The following is a 17,587-nucleotide window of genomic DNA, read 5'->3' on the forward strand; positions in this document are numbered from 1 at the left end:
CGTGACGCTCGATCAGGAGCGGAGCATCTTGCGCAGCACGTACTGCATGATGCCGCCGTTGCGGTAGTAGTCCGCCTCGCCCGGGGTGTCGATGCGCACCACGGCGTCGAACTCCACGGTGTCGCCATTCTCCTTGCTGGCCTTGACCCTCACCGTGCGCGGGATCTCGTCGCTCTCGTTGAACGCGGTGATCCCGGTGACGTCGAAGACCTCGGTGCCGTCCAGGCCCAGCGACGACGTCGACTGCCCCTCCGGGAACTGCAGCGGCAGCACGCCCATGCCGATCAGGTTCGACCGGTGGATGCGCTCGAACGACTCGGTGATCACCGCGCGCACGCCCAGCAGCCGGGTGCCCTTGGCGGCCCAGTCACGCGACGAGCCGGAGCCGTACTCCTTGCCGCCGAGCACCACCAGCGGGGTGCCCTCGGCCGCGTAGTTCTGCGCCGCGTCGTAGATGAACGCCTGCTCGCCGCCCTTGGTGAAGTCGCGGGTATAGCCGCCCTGCACGTCGTCCAGCAGCAGGTTGCGCAGCCGGATGTTGGCGAACGTGCCGCGGATCATCACCTCGTGGTTGCCGCGCCGCGAGCCGTAGGAGTTGAAGTCCCTGCGCTCCACGCCGTGCTCGGTGAGGTACTGCCCGGCCGGCGAGTCCTGCTTGATCGCGCCGGCGGGGGAGATGTGGTCGGTGGTGACCGAATCCCCAAGCAGGGCAAGGACTTTCGCGCCGGAGACGTCCTCGACCGGAGCCGGATCGGCGGCCATGCCCTCGAAGTACGGAGGCTTGCGCACGTAGGTCGACTCGCCGTCCCACTCGAAGATCTTGCCCTCCGGGGTGGGCAGCGAGGTCCAGCGCTCGTCGCCGGCGAACACGTCGGAGTAGGACTGCGCGAACGCCTCGGCCGACATCGCCGAGGCGATCACGTCCGCGATCTCCTGCGGCGACGGCCAGATGTCGTCGAGGTAGACCGGCTTGCCGTCAGACCCGGTGCCCAGCGGCTCGGTGGTGATGTCCTTGTCCATCGAGCCGGCCAGCGCGTAGGCGACCACCAGCGGCGGCGAGGCCAGGTAGTTCATCTTCACGTCCGGGTTGATCCGGCCCTCGAAGTTCCGGTTGCCGGACAGCACCGACACCACCGCGAGGTCGGCCTCCTGCACGCCGGCGGAGATCTCGTCCTGCAGCGGGCCGGAGTTGCCGATGCACGTGGTGCAGCCGTAGCCGACCAGGTTGAAGCCGAGCTTTTCCAGGTACGGCAACAAACCCGAGCGCTCGTAGTAGTCCATGACCACCTTCGAGCCGGGCGCCAGCGTGGTCTTCACCCACGGCTTGCGCTCCAGCCCGCGCTCGACCGCCTTCTTGGCCAGCAGCGCCGCGCCGATCATCACCGACGGGTTGGACGTGTTGGTACAACTGGTGATCGCGGCGATGGCGACCGCGCCGTGGTCCAGGTCGAAGGTGTTGCCGTCCAGGGTGACCGTGGTCGGCTTACTCGGCCGGCCCTCGGACCCCTCGGCCGCCGTGTGGTAGTCGAACGGCTGGCCGGAGTCGCCGTTGCCGGACGCGGCGTGCGCGGGGGAGTCGCTCGCCGGGAACGACTCGTCCGACGCTTCGTCCACAGTGGACAGTGCGGGGCTGTCCTCGTGAGACACGTAGTTTCCCAGCACGCCACGGAAAGCGGGCTTCGCGTCGGACAGCGCGATGCGGTCCTGCGGGCGCTTCGGGCCGGCGATCGACGGCACCACGGTGGCCAGGTCCAGCTCCAGCGACTCGGAGTAGACCGGCTCGATGGCCGGGTCGTGCCACAGGCCCTGCTGCTTGGCGTACGCCTCGACCAGCGCCACCTGCTCGGCGGAGCGGCCGGTGAACTTGAGGTACTCGATGGTCTCGCCGTCGACCGGGAAGATCGCCGCGGTGGAGCCGAACTCGGGGCTCATGTTGCCGATCGTGGCGCGGTTGGCCAGCGGCACCGCGGGCACGCCGGAGCCGTAGAACTCCACGAACTTGCCGACCACGCCCTGCTTGCGCAGCATCTCGGTGATCGTCAGCACCAGGTCGGTGGCGGTGGCGCCGGCGGGCAGCTCGCCGTGCAGCTTGAAGCCGACCACCTTCGGGATCAGCATCGACACCGGCTGGCCGAGCATGGCCGCCTCCGCCTCGATGCCGCCGACGCCCCAGCCGAGCACGCCGAGGCCGTTGACCATCGTGGTGTGCGAGTCGGTGCCGACCAGCGTGTCCGGGTAGGCATGGCCGTTGCGGGTCATCACGACGCGGGCCAGGTGCTCGATGTTGACCTGGTGCACGATGCCGGTGCCCGGCGGGACGACCACGAACTCGTCGAACGCGGTCTGGCCCCAGCGCAGGAACTGGTAGCGCTCCTTGTTGCGCTCGTACTCCAGGTCCACGTTGCGCTCGAAGGCGTCCGGGCGGCCGAAGATGTCGGCGATCACCGAGTGGTCGATCACCAGCTCGGCCGGCGCGAGCGGGTTGACCTTCTCCGGGTCGCCGCCCAGCTCGGTCACCGCCTCGCGCATGGTGGCCAGGTCGACGATGCACGGCACGCCGGTGAAGTCCTGCATGACCACGCGGCCCGGGGTGAACTGGATCTCCACGGACGGGTCGGCGGTCGGATCCCAGCCAGCCAGCGCGCGCACGTGGTCGGCGGTGATGTTCACGCCGTCCTCGGTGCGCAGCAGGTTTTCCAGAAGGATCTTCAGGCTGTAGGGCAGGCGCTCGGCCCCGTCGACGCGATCAAGGCGGAACACCTCGTAGGAGGCATCGCCGACGGTCAGCGTGTCGCGGGCGCCGAAGCTGTCCTTGCTTGCTGGTGCGGTCACGGGCAACTCCTGTGGCGGCAAGATCAGTTCGGTACTTCTGTCAGCTCGGGACGAGTCTGGCGTACCCGCCTGGGATCCGCAGAAACGCCCCGTGCGAGTCAAACAGTACGCTTGTCCTGTTTGCTTAGCCAGGGTGGGGTCGTGTGCGTCACTTTCGACTGGGACGGGGTTGGTTCACCCAATCGTGGCTAAGGTGTCGCGCGTGATCGTCATGGAGGCCGTCCGCAAACGGTTCGTCGGTGGACCTGTCGTGCTGGACGGCGTCAACCTGACGGTCGCTGCCGGCGAGGTCACCGTGCTCACCGGGAGCAACGGCTCCGGCAAGTCGACGTTGTTGCAGATCGTGGCCGGTCTGCTGCGGCCGACGTCCGGCCGGGTGAGCGGCGTGCCGAGCCGGGTCGGCTACCTGCCGGAGCGGTTCCCGGGCGGCGTGCGGCTGTCCGCGTCGGCGTATCTGAGACACATGGCCGCGATCAGGGGCGAGTCGGCCGGACGCGCGCGGACCGTGCTCGCCCGGCTCGACTTCTCCGACGAGATCGACGTGCCGATCTCCGTGCTGTCCAAGGGAAACGCGCAGAAGGTCGCCTTGGCCCAGGCACTCGGGTCGGAGAGCGCCGCGCTCGTGCTCGACGAGCCGTGGTCCGGGTTGGACCCGTCGGCCGCGCAGACAATGAGCACGCTGCTGTCCGAACGCGCCCAGGCCGGAAGCGCCGTACTGGTGACCGACCACAGCGGGCATTCCACCGAGGTCGCGCCGGTCCGGCCGCTGCGCGTGCACGAGGGCAAGGTCGGCAACAGTGAACTGGAGCCGACCAAGTTCGTGGACGTCATGCTGTGGTGCTCCCCGGACCTGGACGACGATCTGTCCACTGTGGACGGTGTGATCGGCTCGCGGCGGGATGGTGAGCTGCTGTACCTGCGCGCCGAGCCGGAGCACAGCGACGCACTGCTCGCCGAGGCGCTCGGCAGGGGCGCGTCGGTGTGGGCTGTGCAGACCTTGGAGGGCTGGACGTGATCGCGCTCGCCCGCTACCTCGGCGCCGACGTGCTGCGCTCGCAGCGGTACCTGCCGCCCGCGCTGCTGCAGCTCGCGGTGCTCGCCGTGCTGCACACCGGCAACCCCGATCCGGCGCTGCCGTCGTACTCGATCACCTCGATCGCGCTGTACCCGGTCGGCGCGTGGCTCGCCGTGGTGTGCGCCAACGCCGAGGACGACACGCTGCGCACGATCACCGTGACGGCCGCCGGCGGGCGCAGGCGGGTGGCGGTCGGGGTGGCCCTGGTCGCCGGGTTCGCCGTGCTCGTGCTCGCGCTGGTGTGCTCGGTGCTGCCGGCGGTGCGGCGGTGGCACGGTTGGACGGAGATGCTGATCGGGCTGACCGCGCACGTCGAGTGCGGGCTGGCCGGTGTCGCGGTCGGGCTGGTGTGCGCGCGGCCGGTGATCAACCGGCTCGGCTGGACGGCGGTCGCGGTGCTCGCCGTGGTGCTGCTGACCTTCGCCGCGCGCAAGATCCCGCCGGTCGGCATGGTGGTCTGGCAGCTTTCCGAGGCGGACAAGGGCGTGCCGGACGGCACCTTCGCCGTGCTCGCCGGCTGCGGTGCGGTGGCCGCTGTGCTCGTCGCGGCGGCGGTGTGGATCACCGCGACGGTCGGCGACAGACGCGGAATCTGACGGGAGATCACGGTGATCCATCACGTTCAGGTCTCCGCACCGGCCGGTGCGGAAGCCGAGCTGCGGGCGTTCTACGCGGGTGTGCTCGGCTGGCCGGAGCTGACCAAGCCGCCGGTACTCGCGGCACGGGGCGGCTGCTGGTTCCGGGTGCCCGGTCGCGGTGGGCCGGACGGCGAGCTGCACGTTGGGGTGGAGAAGGACTTCCGCCCGGCGCTCAAGGCACACCCGGCGTTCGTGGTCGACGTGGACGCCACGGCTGCCGCGCTCACAGCCGCAGGGCACGACGTGCGGTGGGCCGATCCGGACGAGATTCCCGGGCGCAGGCGGTTCTTCACCGACGACGCGGTCGGCAACCGGTTGGAATTCCTCGACGGTTAGAAGGGCGGGGGATCGGGGTCGGCGATGGGTTCTGCGTGGACTGTGGTTTCGTGTCCGAGTGGGCTTGTGGTGATGACGGTGTCGGGTTGGGGTTGTTCGACGTGCCAGCCGGGTTGTTCTTTACACAGGTTGTGTCGTTCGCAGCGTGGGTTGAGGTTGCACAGGCAGGTGTCACCGAGGTCGGCGTGCCGAACGGTGTGGTCAATTTCGCAGCGTGTGGCAGGTCGGGTGCATCCGGGGTGGGTAAATCGCGGATGTCGCAAGCGGACGTTTTCCGCCATCGCCGCCGGCGGATATCGTTTCCTGCCGACATCGGTGATCATTCCAGTGGTCGGATCGTGAAGTATTCGCCGCCATGTGCTATTCGGGTCGGCCGCGAGTTCGCGTGCGACTTGCGGGGAAGTGAATCGACGCCGACCAGTTCGCCGGGCTTGTCATCGATACCCAGCAGTGTGGTGTGGGGGACGGTGACCCAGATGATGGTTTTGATGTGCGACTGGTTCTCGCCATTCAGGTTATCGATGGCGGCGTCGAACTGCTTCTGGTCCAACGTGCGCCCGTCACGCTGACGCCGGGCTTCCTGGTCGATGCGCACGTACGCCGGGTACAGCAGTTCGACTGGTCCTCGGATCCCGAGGAAGGCTTCGCCGTCGTCACCGACGTTGAAGGTCACACACCGATCCTGGCGACGCGCCAACCTGCGCTGTTCGACCCCGTTCGGGTCGATCTTCTTGACCCACCGGTTGGCCTTGGCCCGAACGTTCTTGTAGAAGCGTGGCGCGTTGGTGAGCACGCCAGTCTCGACCTGCTGGGCCTGTTCGACGGACAGCGGTCGGCAAACCTCGTAGATGGCGCGCGCTTTGGCCCAGTCGATGTCACCGCGCTCCAACGCGGCCAACGTCTCCGGTTGCCGGGTTGCCATGCCTTCGGAGATCGCCAACCTGCGCGAGGCCTGTCCGGGCGACAGGTCCAGATATTCGCCAACTTCTTCGGGCACGTACTTGCCGACGCCTCGCGCGGCGCGCATCTGCCCGTACTGGGCGATCAACCGCACCTCACGCGCCTCAAGCGCGGCTTTATCTTTCTGGAGAATCTCCAACTCCGCGAGAATGCTGGCTTCGTCGGCGTCAAATGGTCCATCCGCCCAATCAAACTCAGGCTCGCCAAACACCTTGGGCGCGACCGAAAGAACCGCGTCCCAAGACATCTCCTCACCTATTATCAACACACCACAATTCTACCGGACTGTCCACGAAAATGGCGCCCCCCCATTCCGGTGGCAAGCCGGTCGCCCTGACACGCCAACGTAGTCAAACCACAAAAGGGCGACCGGCGCGGCAGCCAAAACGAACGCCGACGCACCCATGAGAACCGATCACCTCGACGCCCGAACACCCCATGAGGCACCATCAACCCGTCGATCACCCCAAGGAGAGGACGGGCAAGATGCGAGTCCCACTGACCGTCAACGACTTCCTGGCCAGAGCCGAGCAGGGCTACGCGACCAGCCCGGCGGTGGTGGACGAGCCGAACCAGCCCGCGACCGCCGTGCCCACCACGACCTACGGCGAGGTCAGCAGACGAGTGCGCGCCTGGCAAGCCGGCCTGGACGCGTTGAACGTCGGCGAGGGCGAGCGCGTCGCCGTGGTCAGCCACAACTCGGCGCGGCTGTTCGAGCTGCTGCACGCCGTCCCGGCCAGCGGGCGGATCTGCGTGCCGGTCAACTTCCGGCTCAAGCCGGACGAAGTGCGCTACATCGTCGAGCACAGCGGCGCGTCCGTGCTGCTGGTCGACCCCGAGCTGGACGAAGCACTGTCCACTGTGGACGCTCCGACCCGGATGGTGCTCGGTGAGGCCACCGAGACCCAGCTGATGCGGTTCGACACCGAGCCGCGCCCCTGGTCGGCGCCGGACGAGGACGCCACTGCGACGATCAACTACACCTCCGGCACCACCGCGCGCCCCAAGGGCGTGCAGCTGACCCACCGCAACATCTGGATCAACGCGGTCACCTTCGCCATGCACGTGCGCGCCTGGGAGCGCGACGTCTACATGCACACGCTGCCGATGTTCCACTGCAACGGCTGGGGCATGCCGTACGGGCTGGCCGGGCTCGGGCTCAAGCAGGTCGTCATCCGCAAGATCGACGGCGCGGAGATCCTGCGGCGGGTGGACGAGCACGGTGTCACCCTCATGTGCGGCGCGCCCGCGGTGTGGAACGCGGTGCTGGAGTCCGCGCAGTCCTGGGACGGCGAGATCCCCGGCCGGGACCGGGTGCGGATCGTGTGCGCCGGCGCGCCGCCGCCGAGCAAGACGATCGCCAGGGTGGAGGCGGAACTCGGCTGGGAGTTCCTGCAGATCTACGGGCTCACCGAGACCGCGCCGCTGCTCACGTTCAACCGATCGCAGGTGTGGGACGACGACCTGGATCCCGAGGAGCGCGCGCGGAAGCAGTCGCGCGCCGGTCTGCCGACGCTCGGCGTCCAACTGTCCACTTCGGACAGTGGGGAGATACTGGCCCGGTCGAACGTGGTGATGGAGGGCTACTGGGAAAACCCGGACGCCACCGCCGAGGCGATCACCGACGGCTGGTTCCGCACCGGCGACGGCGGGCACCTCGACGCCGAGGGCTATCTGACGATCTCCGACCGCAAGAAGGACGTGATCATCACCGGCGGGGAGAACGTGTCCTCGATCGAGGTGGAGGACTGCGTGTTCAGCCACCCGGCCGTGGCCGAGGTCGCGGTGATCGGTGTGCCGCACGAGAAGTGGGGCGAGACGATCAAGGCACTGGTGGTGCTCGCCGAGGGTGAGCAGGCCACCGAGCAGGAGATCATCGCGCACTGCAAGGAGCGCCTGGCCGGTTACAAAGCGCCGACTTCGGTGGAGTTCCGCACCGAGATCCCGCGCACGGCGACCGGCAAGGTGCAGAAGTTCAAGCTGCGCGAGGCGTACTGGGAGGGCGTTCCGCGGCAGATCAACTGAGGGTGCGGGTGGCCCCGGCGTCGGGGCCACCCGCACCGCTCACTCGCCGTCGATGATCACCTTGAGGTCCTGCGGCGTGATGCTCTGCAGGATCGTGATCGCGAACCCGCCGAAGGTGCGGAACGGGCTGACGTACCACTTGCCGTCCACCTGCGTGGTGACCACGCCGAGGCCGTTCTTGAACACGCCGGAGAAGATGTTGGTGAACGCCTGCCGCACGCCGGGCGGCATCTTCTCGCCGAACTCCTTCTCGAGTTCTCCGGCCACCTCGGACCCGCACATCCGTTCGCGCTCGCCGTTCTCCGAGGTATCGAAGCAGTCGCCGTCCTTGCGCAGCGTGAACCGGTCGGAGCCGACCTCGATGTCGATCTCCTTCGGCAGCACCTTCGTGCCGCCGGTGACCTGCTGCGTCTCGGTGTCGAACTTGTGGATCCTCACCTGCTGCGGGCGGCTCTTGCCGAGCACCGAGTCCAGCAGCAGCGGGCCGGTGTCGTGCAGGACGCCCATCTCGTCCGGCGGCAGCAGCTCGATCAGCCGCCGGCCGTCCTCCGCGCCTGCGGCCTGGACCAGGTCGCGCACGGCATCACCGGGGGAGGCGGCGCCGTTGGCCGGGATCGGCGCGGACGGCCACTTCTCCTTCGCCTCGCGCAGCATCTCGTCGGCGATCGTGTAGAAGAGGCTCGGATACCACTTGTCCTCGTGCTTCACGGTGGCGATGCGGATCGGCCTGCCCTCGCGCTTGATCTCCTCGGCGATGTCGACCGTTCGCGTGCTGGGCTTGGTGTCCCGCCCGCGCGGGAACAGGATGTCGAGGAACCTGTCGGTGAGCGGGATCTTGCTCGCGTCCTCGTGGATCGTGATCGTGCCGCCGGTCAGTTTGGTGACCGTCAGGCGGTCGTTGATCCGCTCCGCGTTCGCCTCGTCGAAGGTGAGGTTCTTCGTCTCGAGTTGCACGCCGGACACGTTCTGCGTGTTCGCCTCCGGCTTGAGCACCTCGAGCCGCTTGAGGTTGTCCACCGCGTCCTTGAGCAGGTCGCCGACCAGTGCCGCCTCGGCCGGCGCCAGCGTCGCCGCCGCGCCGGACAGGTCGCCCTTGGTGAACGCGTTCAGGATCTGCTCGGTCGCTTCCCTCGGGCTCGCCGCGCCGGCGACCGAGTCGCTGCGATTGAACGCCATGACCGTCACCACCGTGCCGGCGGCGAGCGCGATCACCGCCACGATCGCGGCGATGATCAGCCCGCGCCGGCGATTCGGCGGCCGGGGTGGTTCCGGCGGCTGGAACGTCTGCGGCGCGGGAAAGCCCTGCGGCGGAGTCGGTGTGTCGTCGGAGGGCTGTTCGTACGGGTACTGCGTCACGTCTGTCTCCCCACTCGTGCGGCTTCGCCAGGACGTGGCCTGACCAGGACACCCGTAGCCCCCAGCAGTGCCAGTACCGACCCGGTCAGCGTGACCGTCGGGCCGGTCCCGGCGATGCCCAATGAGGCTTCTCCACCGCTGACTCTGATGGCGGCGACCACCGAAACGGTTCCGGTCACCACTGACAAAGCGCTCAACAGGCCCGCGGCGTTTCTCCTCAGGCCGAACGCGTACACGATCACGGCCACGGTGGCCACCGGCACGATCGCCATCCAGACGTCGAGCAGCACGGTCAGCGCGGTGCCCTCGACGAAGTCCAACGCCTTGAGCACGCCGATCGACTGGTAGCTGTCCCGGTAGACCGACCCGGAACGTGTCCAGTCGAGGAACGTGCCGAGCACGATCAGCACGATTCCGGCTGCCGAGGTACCCGCGGTGATCCGTGGCAGGAGGGAGCGCACCGGCGGAGCCTGCCACACAGAACGTGCTCAAAGGGGTGATTGTTTTCAGCGGTGAGTATGTTTCCCTTGTGACGACTGGTGCGAAACGTGCGAAAGTGGCACGCTCGGATCGTTTGGACCGTACGCCGTTCGGCCGAACGTACTGGGTCTGATCAGCAGAGCCGGGCCGTGTGGGAGCAGCTCGGAGTGGGAGGTGGGCGTCGTGTCGACTCGACGAGCCGTGGCGCAGGGACTGGCCGCCGCGTCGTTCGCACTGGCCGTGGTGGTCACCGCGGCCGGTACCGGCATGGCCGTGCCGCCACCACCGCCGAACCCGAGCGACGCCGAGATCGACCGCAGCCGTGAGGCGGCGAACTCCCAGGCCGGGCGGGTCGGCGCGCTGACCAACCAGCTCGCCCAGGCCGAGTCGCGGCTCGTGGCGCTGCAGTCCGACGTCGAGGCCAAGATGGAGGAGGCCAACAAGGCGTTGGTCGACCTCGAGACCGCGCAGGACGACGCGGCCAAGGCCAGGGCGGAGGCGGACGCGGCGCGGCGCGAGTCCGACGGCGCGAACCAGGCGATCGACGCCGCACGCGCGCAGATCGACCGGTTCGCCGCCGCCAGCCTGCGGCAGGGCAGCTCGGTCGGATCGATCCCCGCGTACCTCTCCGCGAAGAGCCCCGAGGACATGCTCGCCAAGTCCGGCCTGCTCAACGCGGTCAGCAGCAGCCAGCTCAACGTCATGGACCAGCTCGAGCGGGCGCGTGCGGCCAAGGCCAACAAGGATTCGCTGGCGCGGGCGGCGCTGGAGCGCGCCAACATAAAGCAGGCGGCGGCGGACAAGGCCAAGCGCGACGCGGACGGTGCGCAGGCGATCGCCAGCCAGGCGCAGCGCGACCAGGTCGGTCGCAATCAGCAACTCGAGTCCGAGCGGGGCACCGTCGAACAGGCGCTGGTCCAGGCCCAGAACCAGGTCGGCGGACTGCAGGCGCAGCGGCAGCGGTACCAGGACTGGCGGGCGGCCAAGGAACGCGAGGACGCCGAGCGCGCCCGCGCCGCCGCGGAGGCCGCCGCGAACCAGGGCGGCGGCGGAGGCAGCAACAACAACAACGGCGGCCGGCCCGGTGGTGGGGGCTCGGCGCGTCCGCCGGTGGTCGGCGGCGGGTCGGCGTCCACGGTCATCTCACGCGCGCTGGCCCAGCTCGGTGTGGTCTACGCCTGGGGCGGCGGCAACGCCTACGGTCCGACGCGCGGGATCGCCGACGGCGGCGTGGCCGACGCGCACGGCGACTACCGCAAGATCGGGTTCGACTGCTCCGGCCTGATGATCTACGCGTTCGCCGGGGTCGGGATCAAGCTGCCGCACTACAGCGGCTACCAGGCGCAGGCGGGACGGCGGGTGCCGCTGTCCCAGATGCGGCCGGGCGACATGCTCTTCTGGGCGTCCGGCGGGCGCATCCACCACGTCGCGCTGTACATCGGCAACGGGCAGATGGTCGAGGCGCCGTACTCCGGCTCCCGGGTGCGGGTGACCTCCGTGCGCTACGGCGGCATCGTCCCCTACGCCACGCGATTGCTCTGAGCGTCACCGCGGGCGGTGTATTCCGCGTCGATTTGAGCATTTCCGCGTGTAGTTGAGCCGCTCTTGCCGATGTGATCGCGTCATCCGGCAGGCTGGTCGGCGGCGAGGAAGGGCACCAGGAGTCGGAGCAGTTCGCGGGGCCGGTCCAGCGGAATGATGTGGCCGCAATCCTGGACGAGGTGACCGGCGAGGTCGTCGGTGACGGGGCGCAACTGCTGTTCCAGTGCGCGGCCTACCGGGTGGGCGCCGATCGCCATGGTGGGCATGGTGAGCTGGCCACCTGCCACCGCCTCGCTGATCTGACGCGCGCTGGTCGGCTGGGCGCGGTAGTAGGAGAAGGCGCAGCGCAGGGCGTCGTGTCCGGTGTAGGCGCCGACGAAGGCGTTGCGGATCTCCGGCGGTACACCGCGGCCGTGGGTGCCTGCGGTGAGGAACCAGTCGAGGTACTCCGCCTCGTGTCCGATCAGGACCGTTTCGCCGAGACCGGGAACGGAGTGGAACCCGAACCACCACGGCGGGCCGCTGGCGAGGAAGTCCTCGGCGCCGGGCAGTGAGCCCAGCAGCGACTCCATCACGACCAGACGCCGCACCAGGTCCGGCCGCCGCATGGCGAGCAAGAAGGCGATCGGGGTGCCGGCGTCGATGGCGACCACGGCCGCGGTGGGTTCGGCGAGGGCGTCGAGGACACCTTCGGCGTCGGCGGCCAGCGTGCCCGCGTCGTAGCCCTCGGCCGCGCGGGCGCTGGCGCCGAGCCCGCGCAGATCTGGGGCGATGACCCGATGGTGCTCGGCCAGCGGGCCGATGATCTCGGTCCACAGCCGCCAGGTGTGCGGAAAGCCGTGCAACAGCAGGACTGCCGGCCCTGAGCCGACGACAGCCACGTTGGCTTGGATGCCGTTGGTGGCGATCCGCCGGAGCACGATGTCGGCTCCGTGCCGTGGGGAAGGGGTTGTGGGTGGTGTGCCGGGCACGACGCCTCCAAGCTGGTTACCATTGGTTACTTGGAAACGTTAGGTAACTTCGGTAGTACTGCCAAGACGGCACCTTCTCCACAGGTGGTGAGTTCCAGGTGACCTCCCAACCGGCGCGCTCGACACAAGGTGGGCGCGGTGACTTGTTCGATCCCCAGTGCCCGACCCGCCAACTACTGGACCGCATCGGCACAAAATGGACGTCCATGGCGGTCAAGGTCCTCGCGGAGGCGGCCCCGCACGAGGTGCGTTTCGCCGAGTTGCGCCGGCGGATGCCCGGTGTCTCACAGAAAATGCTGTCGGTGACCTTGCACAGCTTGATCCGCGACGGCCTCGCTGCCCGCCGGGTGGAGCCCACCGTGCCGCCGCGCGTGCACTACCAGCTCACCGATCTGGGCTCATCGCTCGAGGTCCCGCTCGCGGCGCTCCGGACATGGGCCGAGGAGCACATGGCCCAGATCGACCGCGCCAACGCGACCAGCGACGCCCAAGCCAACCCCGCAGACAGAGCGTGAGGCCGCCCGCGAAACACACGCTCATACCGCTGGGCGTCAGCCAGACCAGGGCACCGTTCGGGGCGGTGATTCCTCCGCTGGGTTCACGCCGTGGACATCGGAATCGCCACCTTTGCTGGTGAATACGGCATGGAACCGCCCGCGCTCGGCCGCGCGGTTGAGGAACGCGGCTTCGATTCACTGTTCTTTCCGGAACACACGCACATCCCGGTGCACAGCAGGCGGCCGGACGGGAGCTCGACGCGGCACTACGCGGAAACCTACGACCCGTTCGTGGCGCTGTCCGCGGTCGCCGCGGTCACCCGCACTCTCAAGCTTGGCACCGGGGCACTACCTCTTTGATCACGGGATGGCCACGGGGTGAGGAGCGACGAAAGTCGTAACCCAATCGGGTGATACAAGTACACCTCTCGTCGTCGAACCGGTTCCGCTGGAGGAGCTCAGATGAGTCGCCCCGTTCGATCCGCAGTCGCCCACGTTCTCGCCGCCGCCGCCATCGCGACGGCGACCATGTTGTCCCTGGCCGGGACGGCCGCCGCGCAGGAAGACCCGGTGTCCGGTGACAAGCGCGCGACCGTGCACGCCGGCAACGCCACCACCTGTGAGCAGGCCGGACTGGCCGGTGTCGACGTCACCGCGAAGCTGACCGTCACCAAGGACGACACCTACCTCGACGTGACGGCCGCACCGGCCGACCACGTCCTGACCGGCGTCGTGGTGAAGGGCGGTCCGGCCTACAACGTCTACCTGCCCGGCGTGCTCGGCACCCTGCCGTGGCTGGATCTGCACTCGCCACTGGTGTCCAGCGGCAAGCCGGCCGCGGTCAGCCACTGGTACGCGTGCGGCACGAAGACGACCACCCCGACGTCGACGCCGAGCACCACCACCTCGAGCCCGCACCCCAGCAGCCCGGCGTCGACGTCGACCGCTCCAGGCACGTCGGCCCCGACCGGTACGCCGTCGGTCCCGGTGAAGATCCCGGCCGGTGACGGCCCGCAGGGCGGCGGTGCGTCCGGCGGCTGGCTGGTGCCGCTCGGCGTGGGCGTGCTGGCCGCGAGCGCGGTCGCCTTCATCGCCGTGCCGAGGCTTCGCCGCCGCTGAGGTTGCCGGCTTCGTCGGCGTGTCGTTCCGGGCACGGCTAGATTCGCGGGCGTGCAAGGGAAACTGGCCGCGATCGTGCTCGCCGGGGGAGCGGCACGCCGACTGTCCGGTGTGGACAAACCCGGGCTGGTCGTCGGCGGGCGCACGCTGCTCGCGCGGGCGTTGGACGCGGTCGGCGGCGCCGAGCCGGTCGTGGTGGTCGGGCCGCGGCGGGACATCGGCGAGAACGTCGTCTGGACCCGCGAGGAGCCGCCGGGCGGCGGTCCGCTGGCCGGTTTGGCCGCCGGCGTGCGTGCGCTGTCCGAAGTGGACGGTGGCACGCCGGTCGCGGTGCTGGCCGGCGATCTGGTCGGCGTGCGCCCGACGACCGTGAACCGGCTCCGTGCCGCGCTGGACGGCGATGGCGCGGTGCTCGTCGACGCCGCCGGCGAACCGCAGTGGCTGATCGGCGTGTGGCGGCTGGCCGCGCTGCGCGGCGCGATCCCGCAGGACTCCGACGGCGGCTCACTACGGCGCGTGCTCGGCCGGCTGTCGTATGTGGAGGTGCCCGCCGAGCCCGGGGAGGCCGACGACGTGGACACGCCCGAGGACCTGCACCGGCACGGCGGGTGAGCTTCACAGCCCTCATACCGGTGATCCGGTTGGCTGTAGTCGGCGGAAAGTCTGGTTGCACAAGGAGGTTGGCCCGTGTCCGATCACGGCCAGGTGGACAGCGCGGCGGAGACGGCGGGGCGCCAGTTCGGCCCCGACGCGTCTGACGGCCAGCACGGGCCGGCGTCGAGCACCCCGGCGCGTGACGCCCAGCTGCTCGAACGCACCGTGTTCGAGGTCAAGCGGGTGATCGTGGGGCAGGACCGGCTGGTCGAGCGGATGCTCGTCGGTCTGTTGTCCAGGGGCCATCTGCTGCTGGAGGGCGTGCCCGGTGTGGCCAAGACCCTCGCGGTGGAGACGTTCGCGCGGGTGGTCGGCGGCTCGTTCAGCCGCGTGCAGTTCACTCCCGACCTGGTGCCGGCCGACATCCTCGGCACCCGCATCTACCGCCAGGGCAGCGAGAAGTTCGACGTCGAGCTGGGCCCGGTGGTGGCCAACTTCGTGCTCGCCGACGAGATCAACCGCGCGCCGGCCAAGGTGCAGTCCGCGATGCTCGAGGTGATGGCCGAGCGGCACGTGTCCATCGGCGGTCAGACCTTCCCGATGCCCGACCCGTTCCTGGTGCTCGCCACGCAGAACCCGATCGAGAACGAGGGCGTCTACCCGCTGCCCGAGGCGCAGCGCGACCGCTTCCTGTTCAAGATCATCGTGGAGTACCCGACCGCGGAGGAAGAGCGCGAGATCGTCTACCGGATGGGCGTCACGCCGCCGGAGCCGCACCAGGTGCTCAGCCCCGAGGAGCTGGTCCGCCTGCAGGGCGTCGCCTCGCGGGTCTTCGTGCACCACGCGCTGGTCGACTACACGGTGCGCCTGGTGCTCGCCACCCGCACGCCCGCCGAGCACGGACTGTCCGATGTGGACGGTTGGGTGGCCTACGGCGCCTCACCGCGTGCCAGCCTCGGCATCGTGGCCTCCTCCCGCGCGCTGGCCCTCGTGCGCGGGCGCGACTACGTACTGCCGCAGGACGTGGTGGACGTCGTGCCGGACGTGCTGCGGCACCGGCTGGTGCTGTCCTACGACGCGCTCGCCGACGGCGTGCCGATCGACCACATCATCAACCGGGTGCTGCAGACCGTGCCGCTGCCCCAGGTGTCGGCCCGTCCGCAGGCCGGCGCGCCACAGCACGGCGTGCCCCACCCGGCGGCGACCGGAGCGGCCAGGCCGTGACACGCGACCGGCACGCGGATTCCGAGCGCCCGGGCTGGGCGCCCCCGATCCTGCAGGGCGACCGCATGGAGGCGGGCCTGCGGCTGCTGGAACTGGACACCCGCCGCCGCCTGGACGGCCTGCTGCAGGGCAACCACCTCGGGCTGGTCCCCGGGCCCGGCTCCGAGCCGGGCGAGGCGCGCCCGTACCAACCGGGCGACGACGTGCGCCGGATGGACTGGGCGGTCACCGCGCGCACCACGGTCCCGCACATCCGGGAGACGGTGGCCGACCGCGAGCTGGAGACGTGGCTGGTCGTCGACCTGTCCGCGAGCCTGGACTTCGGCACCGCCGCCTGCGAGAAGCGTGACCTGGCCGTCGCCGCCGTCGGGGCGGTCGCGCACCTGACCCGAGGCGGCGGCAACCGCATCGGCGCGGTGATCTCCACCGGCGAGAAGCTGATCCGAGTGCCGGCGCGCGGCGGGCTGGCCTACGCGCGCGGCCTGGTCCGCAAGGTCGCCGAGACACCCCGCCCGGAGGAGGGCACCAGGGGTGACCTGGCCGGTGCGCTGGAGCAGTTGCGCCGGCCGCCCCGTCGGCGCGGGCTCGCCGTGGTGATCTCCGACTTCCTCGGCGGCATGGAGTGGCAGCGGCCGCTGCGCGGGCTGGCCGCCCGGCACGACATGATCGCCATCGAGGTGCTCGACCCGCGCGATATCGACCTGCCGGAGGTCGGCACGGTCGTGCTGGCCGACCCGGAGTCCGGCCGGCAGCGCGAGGTGCACGCGTCCGCGTTGCTGCGCAAGGAGTTCGCCGCCGCGGCGGCCGAGCACCGGGCCGAGGTGGCCACCGCGCTGCGCCGCGCCGGCGCCGGGCACCTGGTGCTGCGCACCGACTCCGACTGGATCGCCGACACCGTCCGCTTCGTCGTCGGCCGCAAGCGCCGCTGGTCGGGAGGTGCCGCCTGATGTTCGGCTTCAGCTTCGAGGGGTTCTCCGCCCCTGTGTGGTTCCTGCTTCTGATCGCGGTGCTCGCGCTGGTGGTCGGATACGTTGTGGTGCAACGGATTCGGCGGCGCAGGACGATGCGGTTCACCAACCTGGAGCTGCTGGAGAAGGTCGCGCCGAAGCGGCAGAGCTGGCTGCGGCACGTGCCGGCATTGCTGCTTGTGATCTCGCTGATGCTCCTCACCACGGCAATGGCAGGTCCGACCGCCGAGCAGAAGGTGCCGCGCAACCGGGCGACCGTGATGCTGGTGATCGACGTGTCGCTGTCCATGGAGGCGACCGACGTGCGTCCGTCCAGGATCGCGGCGGCCAAGGTGGCTGCCAAGTCGTTCGTGGATGGGCTCACACCCGGCATCAACCTCGGGCTTATCTCCTTCGCCGGCACCGCGTCGGTCCTCGTCGCCCCGACCACTGACCGCAAGAGTGTCGCGCAGTCAATCGAAACGCTCAGGCTGGCCGAGTCCACCGCCACAGGCGAGGCGATGTTCGCCGCGCTGCAGTCGGTCGAGGGCTTCTCCCAGATCATGGGCGGCGCGCAAGGGCCACCGCCGGCGCGTGTCGTTCTGATGACTGATGGCAAGCAGACCGTGCCGACCGACCCTGATCACCCGCGTGGCGCTTTTACCGCCGCAAGGGCGGCGGCTGAGCGGAAGATACCGGTGTCCACTATCTCTTTCGGCACTCCGCATGGCTCGGTCACCATCAATGGTGAAACTCAGCCGGTGAGCGTCGACGATGATTCGATGCGGGAAATCGCGAAGGTTTCGGGTGGTGAGTTCTACAAGGCGGCGAGCGCGGAGGAGCTGCGAAAAGTGTACGACACACTCGGCGAACAGATCGGCTATGAACTCAAGGACGCCGATGCCAGCCGGCCGTGGCTGGCGCTCGGCGTCCTTGTGCTGCTCATTTCTGCAGGTGGATCGCTACTTATTGGTCAACGGCTGCCGTAATG

General features: G+C 69.4%; 17 protein-coding genes. 12 read left to right on the plus strand and 5 right to left on the minus strand.

Going from position 1 to position 17,587, the window contains the following annotated elements:
* Positions 1-12 precede the first annotated feature (12 nt).
* Positions 13-2,832: an aconitate hydratase gene (locus tag EV193_RS06685; RefSeq protein ID WP_130343128.1), complete on the minus strand. Its 2,820-nt coding sequence runs from the start codon at positions 2,830-2,832 to the stop codon at positions 13-15.
* A 211-nt stretch (positions 2,833-3,043) separates the two neighbouring features.
* Here EV193_RS06685 and EV193_RS06690 point away from each other — a divergent pair, with 211 nt between their 5' ends.
* From EV193_RS06690 to EV193_RS06700, 3 genes are read left to right on the plus strand one after another with little or no spacing between them, the layout of a single operon-like run.
* Positions 3,044-3,847, plus strand: coding sequence for an ATP-binding cassette domain-containing protein (locus EV193_RS06690; protein ID WP_242613250.1), 804 nt, complete (start codon positions 3,044-3,046; stop codon positions 3,845-3,847).
* The gene (locus tag EV193_RS06695) at positions 3,844-4,503 is read left to right on the plus strand and encodes a hypothetical protein (protein ID WP_130343130.1); all 660 of its coding nucleotides are present in this window, start codon (positions 3,844-3,846) and stop codon (positions 4,501-4,503) included. Before EV193_RS06690 ends, EV193_RS06695 begins: the two co-directional genes overlap by 4 nt.
* 12 nt (positions 4,504-4,515) lie before the next feature.
* Positions 4,516-4,881 (plus strand): VOC family protein, encoded by a 366-nt coding sequence (locus EV193_RS06700; protein ID WP_130343131.1) that lies wholly within the window; start codon positions 4,516-4,518, stop codon positions 4,879-4,881.
* Positions 4,882-5,200: 319 nt separating this feature from the next.
* On the opposite strand, the gene EV193_RS06705 is transcribed toward EV193_RS06700, so the two are convergent.
* The gene (locus EV193_RS06705; protein ID WP_130343132.1) at positions 5,201-6,088 is read right to left on the minus strand and encodes a DUF222 domain-containing protein; all 888 of its coding nucleotides are present in this window, start codon (positions 6,086-6,088) and stop codon (positions 5,201-5,203) included.
* Between the two features lie 239 nt (positions 6,089-6,327).
* Here EV193_RS06705 and EV193_RS06710 point away from each other — a divergent pair, with 239 nt between their 5' ends.
* Complete coding sequence (locus tag EV193_RS06710) at positions 6,328-7,866, plus strand: AMP-binding protein (RefSeq protein WP_130343133.1); 1,539 nt, start codon at positions 6,328-6,330, stop codon at positions 7,864-7,866.
* 39 nt (positions 7,867-7,905) lie between these two features.
* Here EV193_RS06710 and EV193_RS06715 read toward each other — a convergent pair whose 3' ends face one another.
* On the minus strand, positions 7,906-9,222 hold the full coding sequence (locus tag EV193_RS06715) for a flagellar basal body protein FliL (RefSeq protein WP_130343134.1): 1,317 nt from the start codon (positions 9,220-9,222) through the stop codon (positions 7,906-7,908).
* Positions 9,219-9,683, minus strand: coding sequence for a hypothetical protein (locus EV193_RS06720; protein ID WP_130343135.1), 465 nt, complete (start codon positions 9,681-9,683; stop codon positions 9,219-9,221). The genes EV193_RS06715 and EV193_RS06720 overlap by 4 nt, the downstream gene beginning before the upstream one ends.
* Positions 9,684-9,876: 193 nt before the next feature.
* On the opposite strand from EV193_RS06720, the gene EV193_RS06725 reads away from it, so the two are divergent.
* Positions 9,877-11,244: an NlpC/P60 family protein gene (locus tag EV193_RS06725; protein ID WP_423202137.1), complete on the plus strand. Its 1,368-nt coding sequence runs from the start codon at positions 9,877-9,879 to the stop codon at positions 11,242-11,244.
* Positions 11,245-11,324: 80 nt separating this feature from the next.
* Here the strand turns inward: EV193_RS06725 and EV193_RS06730 are convergent, their stop codons facing one another.
* The gene (locus tag EV193_RS06730) at positions 11,325-12,164 is read right to left on the minus strand and encodes an alpha/beta fold hydrolase (protein ID WP_423202138.1); all 840 of its coding nucleotides are present in this window, start codon (positions 12,162-12,164) and stop codon (positions 11,325-11,327) included.
* A gap of 194 nt (positions 12,165-12,358) precedes the next feature.
* On the opposite strand from EV193_RS06730, the gene EV193_RS06735 reads away from it, so the two are divergent.
* The 7 genes from EV193_RS06735 (at position 12,359) to EV193_RS06765 (ending at position 17,585) form a co-directional block, all read left to right on the plus strand.
* Complete coding sequence (locus EV193_RS06735; RefSeq protein WP_207222534.1) at positions 12,359-12,730, plus strand: winged helix-turn-helix transcriptional regulator; 372 nt, start codon at positions 12,359-12,361, stop codon at positions 12,728-12,730.
* A gap of 90 nt (positions 12,731-12,820) precedes the next feature.
* Complete coding sequence (locus tag EV193_RS06740) at positions 12,821-13,072, plus strand: LLM class flavin-dependent oxidoreductase (protein ID WP_130343138.1); 252 nt, start codon at positions 12,821-12,823, stop codon at positions 13,070-13,072.
* Between the two features lie 102 nt (positions 13,073-13,174).
* Positions 13,175-13,831 carry a hypothetical protein gene (locus tag EV193_RS06745; protein ID WP_130343139.1) on the plus strand — a complete coding sequence of 219 codons (657 nt, stop codon included), beginning with the start codon at positions 13,175-13,177 and terminating at the stop codon, positions 13,829-13,831.
* 51 nt (positions 13,832-13,882) lie between these two features.
* Positions 13,883-14,443 carry a molybdenum cofactor guanylyltransferase gene (mobA, locus tag EV193_RS06750; RefSeq protein ID WP_130343140.1) on the plus strand — a complete coding sequence of 187 codons (561 nt, stop codon included), beginning with the start codon at positions 13,883-13,885 and terminating at the stop codon, positions 14,441-14,443.
* A gap of 192 nt (positions 14,444-14,635) precedes the next feature.
* Entirely contained in the window at positions 14,636-15,649 is a 1,014-nt protein-coding gene (locus EV193_RS06755; RefSeq protein WP_207222568.1) for an AAA family ATPase, read from the plus strand.
* A 65-nt stretch (positions 15,650-15,714) separates the two neighbouring features.
* Complete coding sequence (locus EV193_RS06760) at positions 15,715-16,596, plus strand: DUF58 domain-containing protein (RefSeq protein WP_130343635.1); 882 nt, start codon at positions 15,715-15,717, stop codon at positions 16,594-16,596.
* Positions 16,596-17,585 (plus strand): VWA domain-containing protein, encoded by a 990-nt coding sequence (locus EV193_RS06765; protein ID WP_130343142.1) that lies wholly within the window; start codon positions 16,596-16,598, stop codon positions 17,583-17,585. Before EV193_RS06760 ends, EV193_RS06765 begins: the two co-directional genes overlap by 1 nt.
* Positions 17,586-17,587: the final 2 nt, after the last annotated feature.

Origin of the sequence: Herbihabitans rhizosphaerae (assembly GCF_004216555.1) — a bacterium.
Lineage (GTDB): Bacteria > Actinomycetota > Actinomycetes > Mycobacteriales > Pseudonocardiaceae > Herbihabitans > Herbihabitans rhizosphaerae.

What these genes read in the sequence shown, in the direction of transcription:
- EV193_RS06690 (WP_242613250.1), top strand. Translation starts at nt 3,044, where the DNA reads ATGGAGGCCGTCCGCAAACGGTTCGTCGGTGGACCTGTCGTGCTGGAC.
- EV193_RS06705 (WP_130343132.1), bottom strand. Translation starts at nt 6,088, where the DNA reads ATGTCTTGGGACGCGGTTCTTTCGGTCGCGCCCAAGGTGTTTGGCGAG.
- EV193_RS06710 (WP_130343133.1), top strand. Translation starts at nt 6,328, where the DNA reads ATGCGAGTCCCACTGACCGTCAACGACTTCCTGGCCAGAGCCGAGCAG.
- EV193_RS06745 (WP_130343139.1), top strand. Translation starts at nt 13,175, where the DNA reads ATGAGTCGCCCCGTTCGATCCGCAGTCGCCCACGTTCTCGCCGCCGCC.
- EV193_RS06760 (WP_130343635.1), top strand. Translation starts at nt 15,715, where the DNA reads ATGGAGGCGGGCCTGCGGCTGCTGGAACTGGACACCCGCCGCCGCCTG.
- EV193_RS06765 (WP_130343142.1), top strand. Translation starts at nt 16,596, where the DNA reads ATGTTCGGCTTCAGCTTCGAGGGGTTCTCCGCCCCTGTGTGGTTCCTG.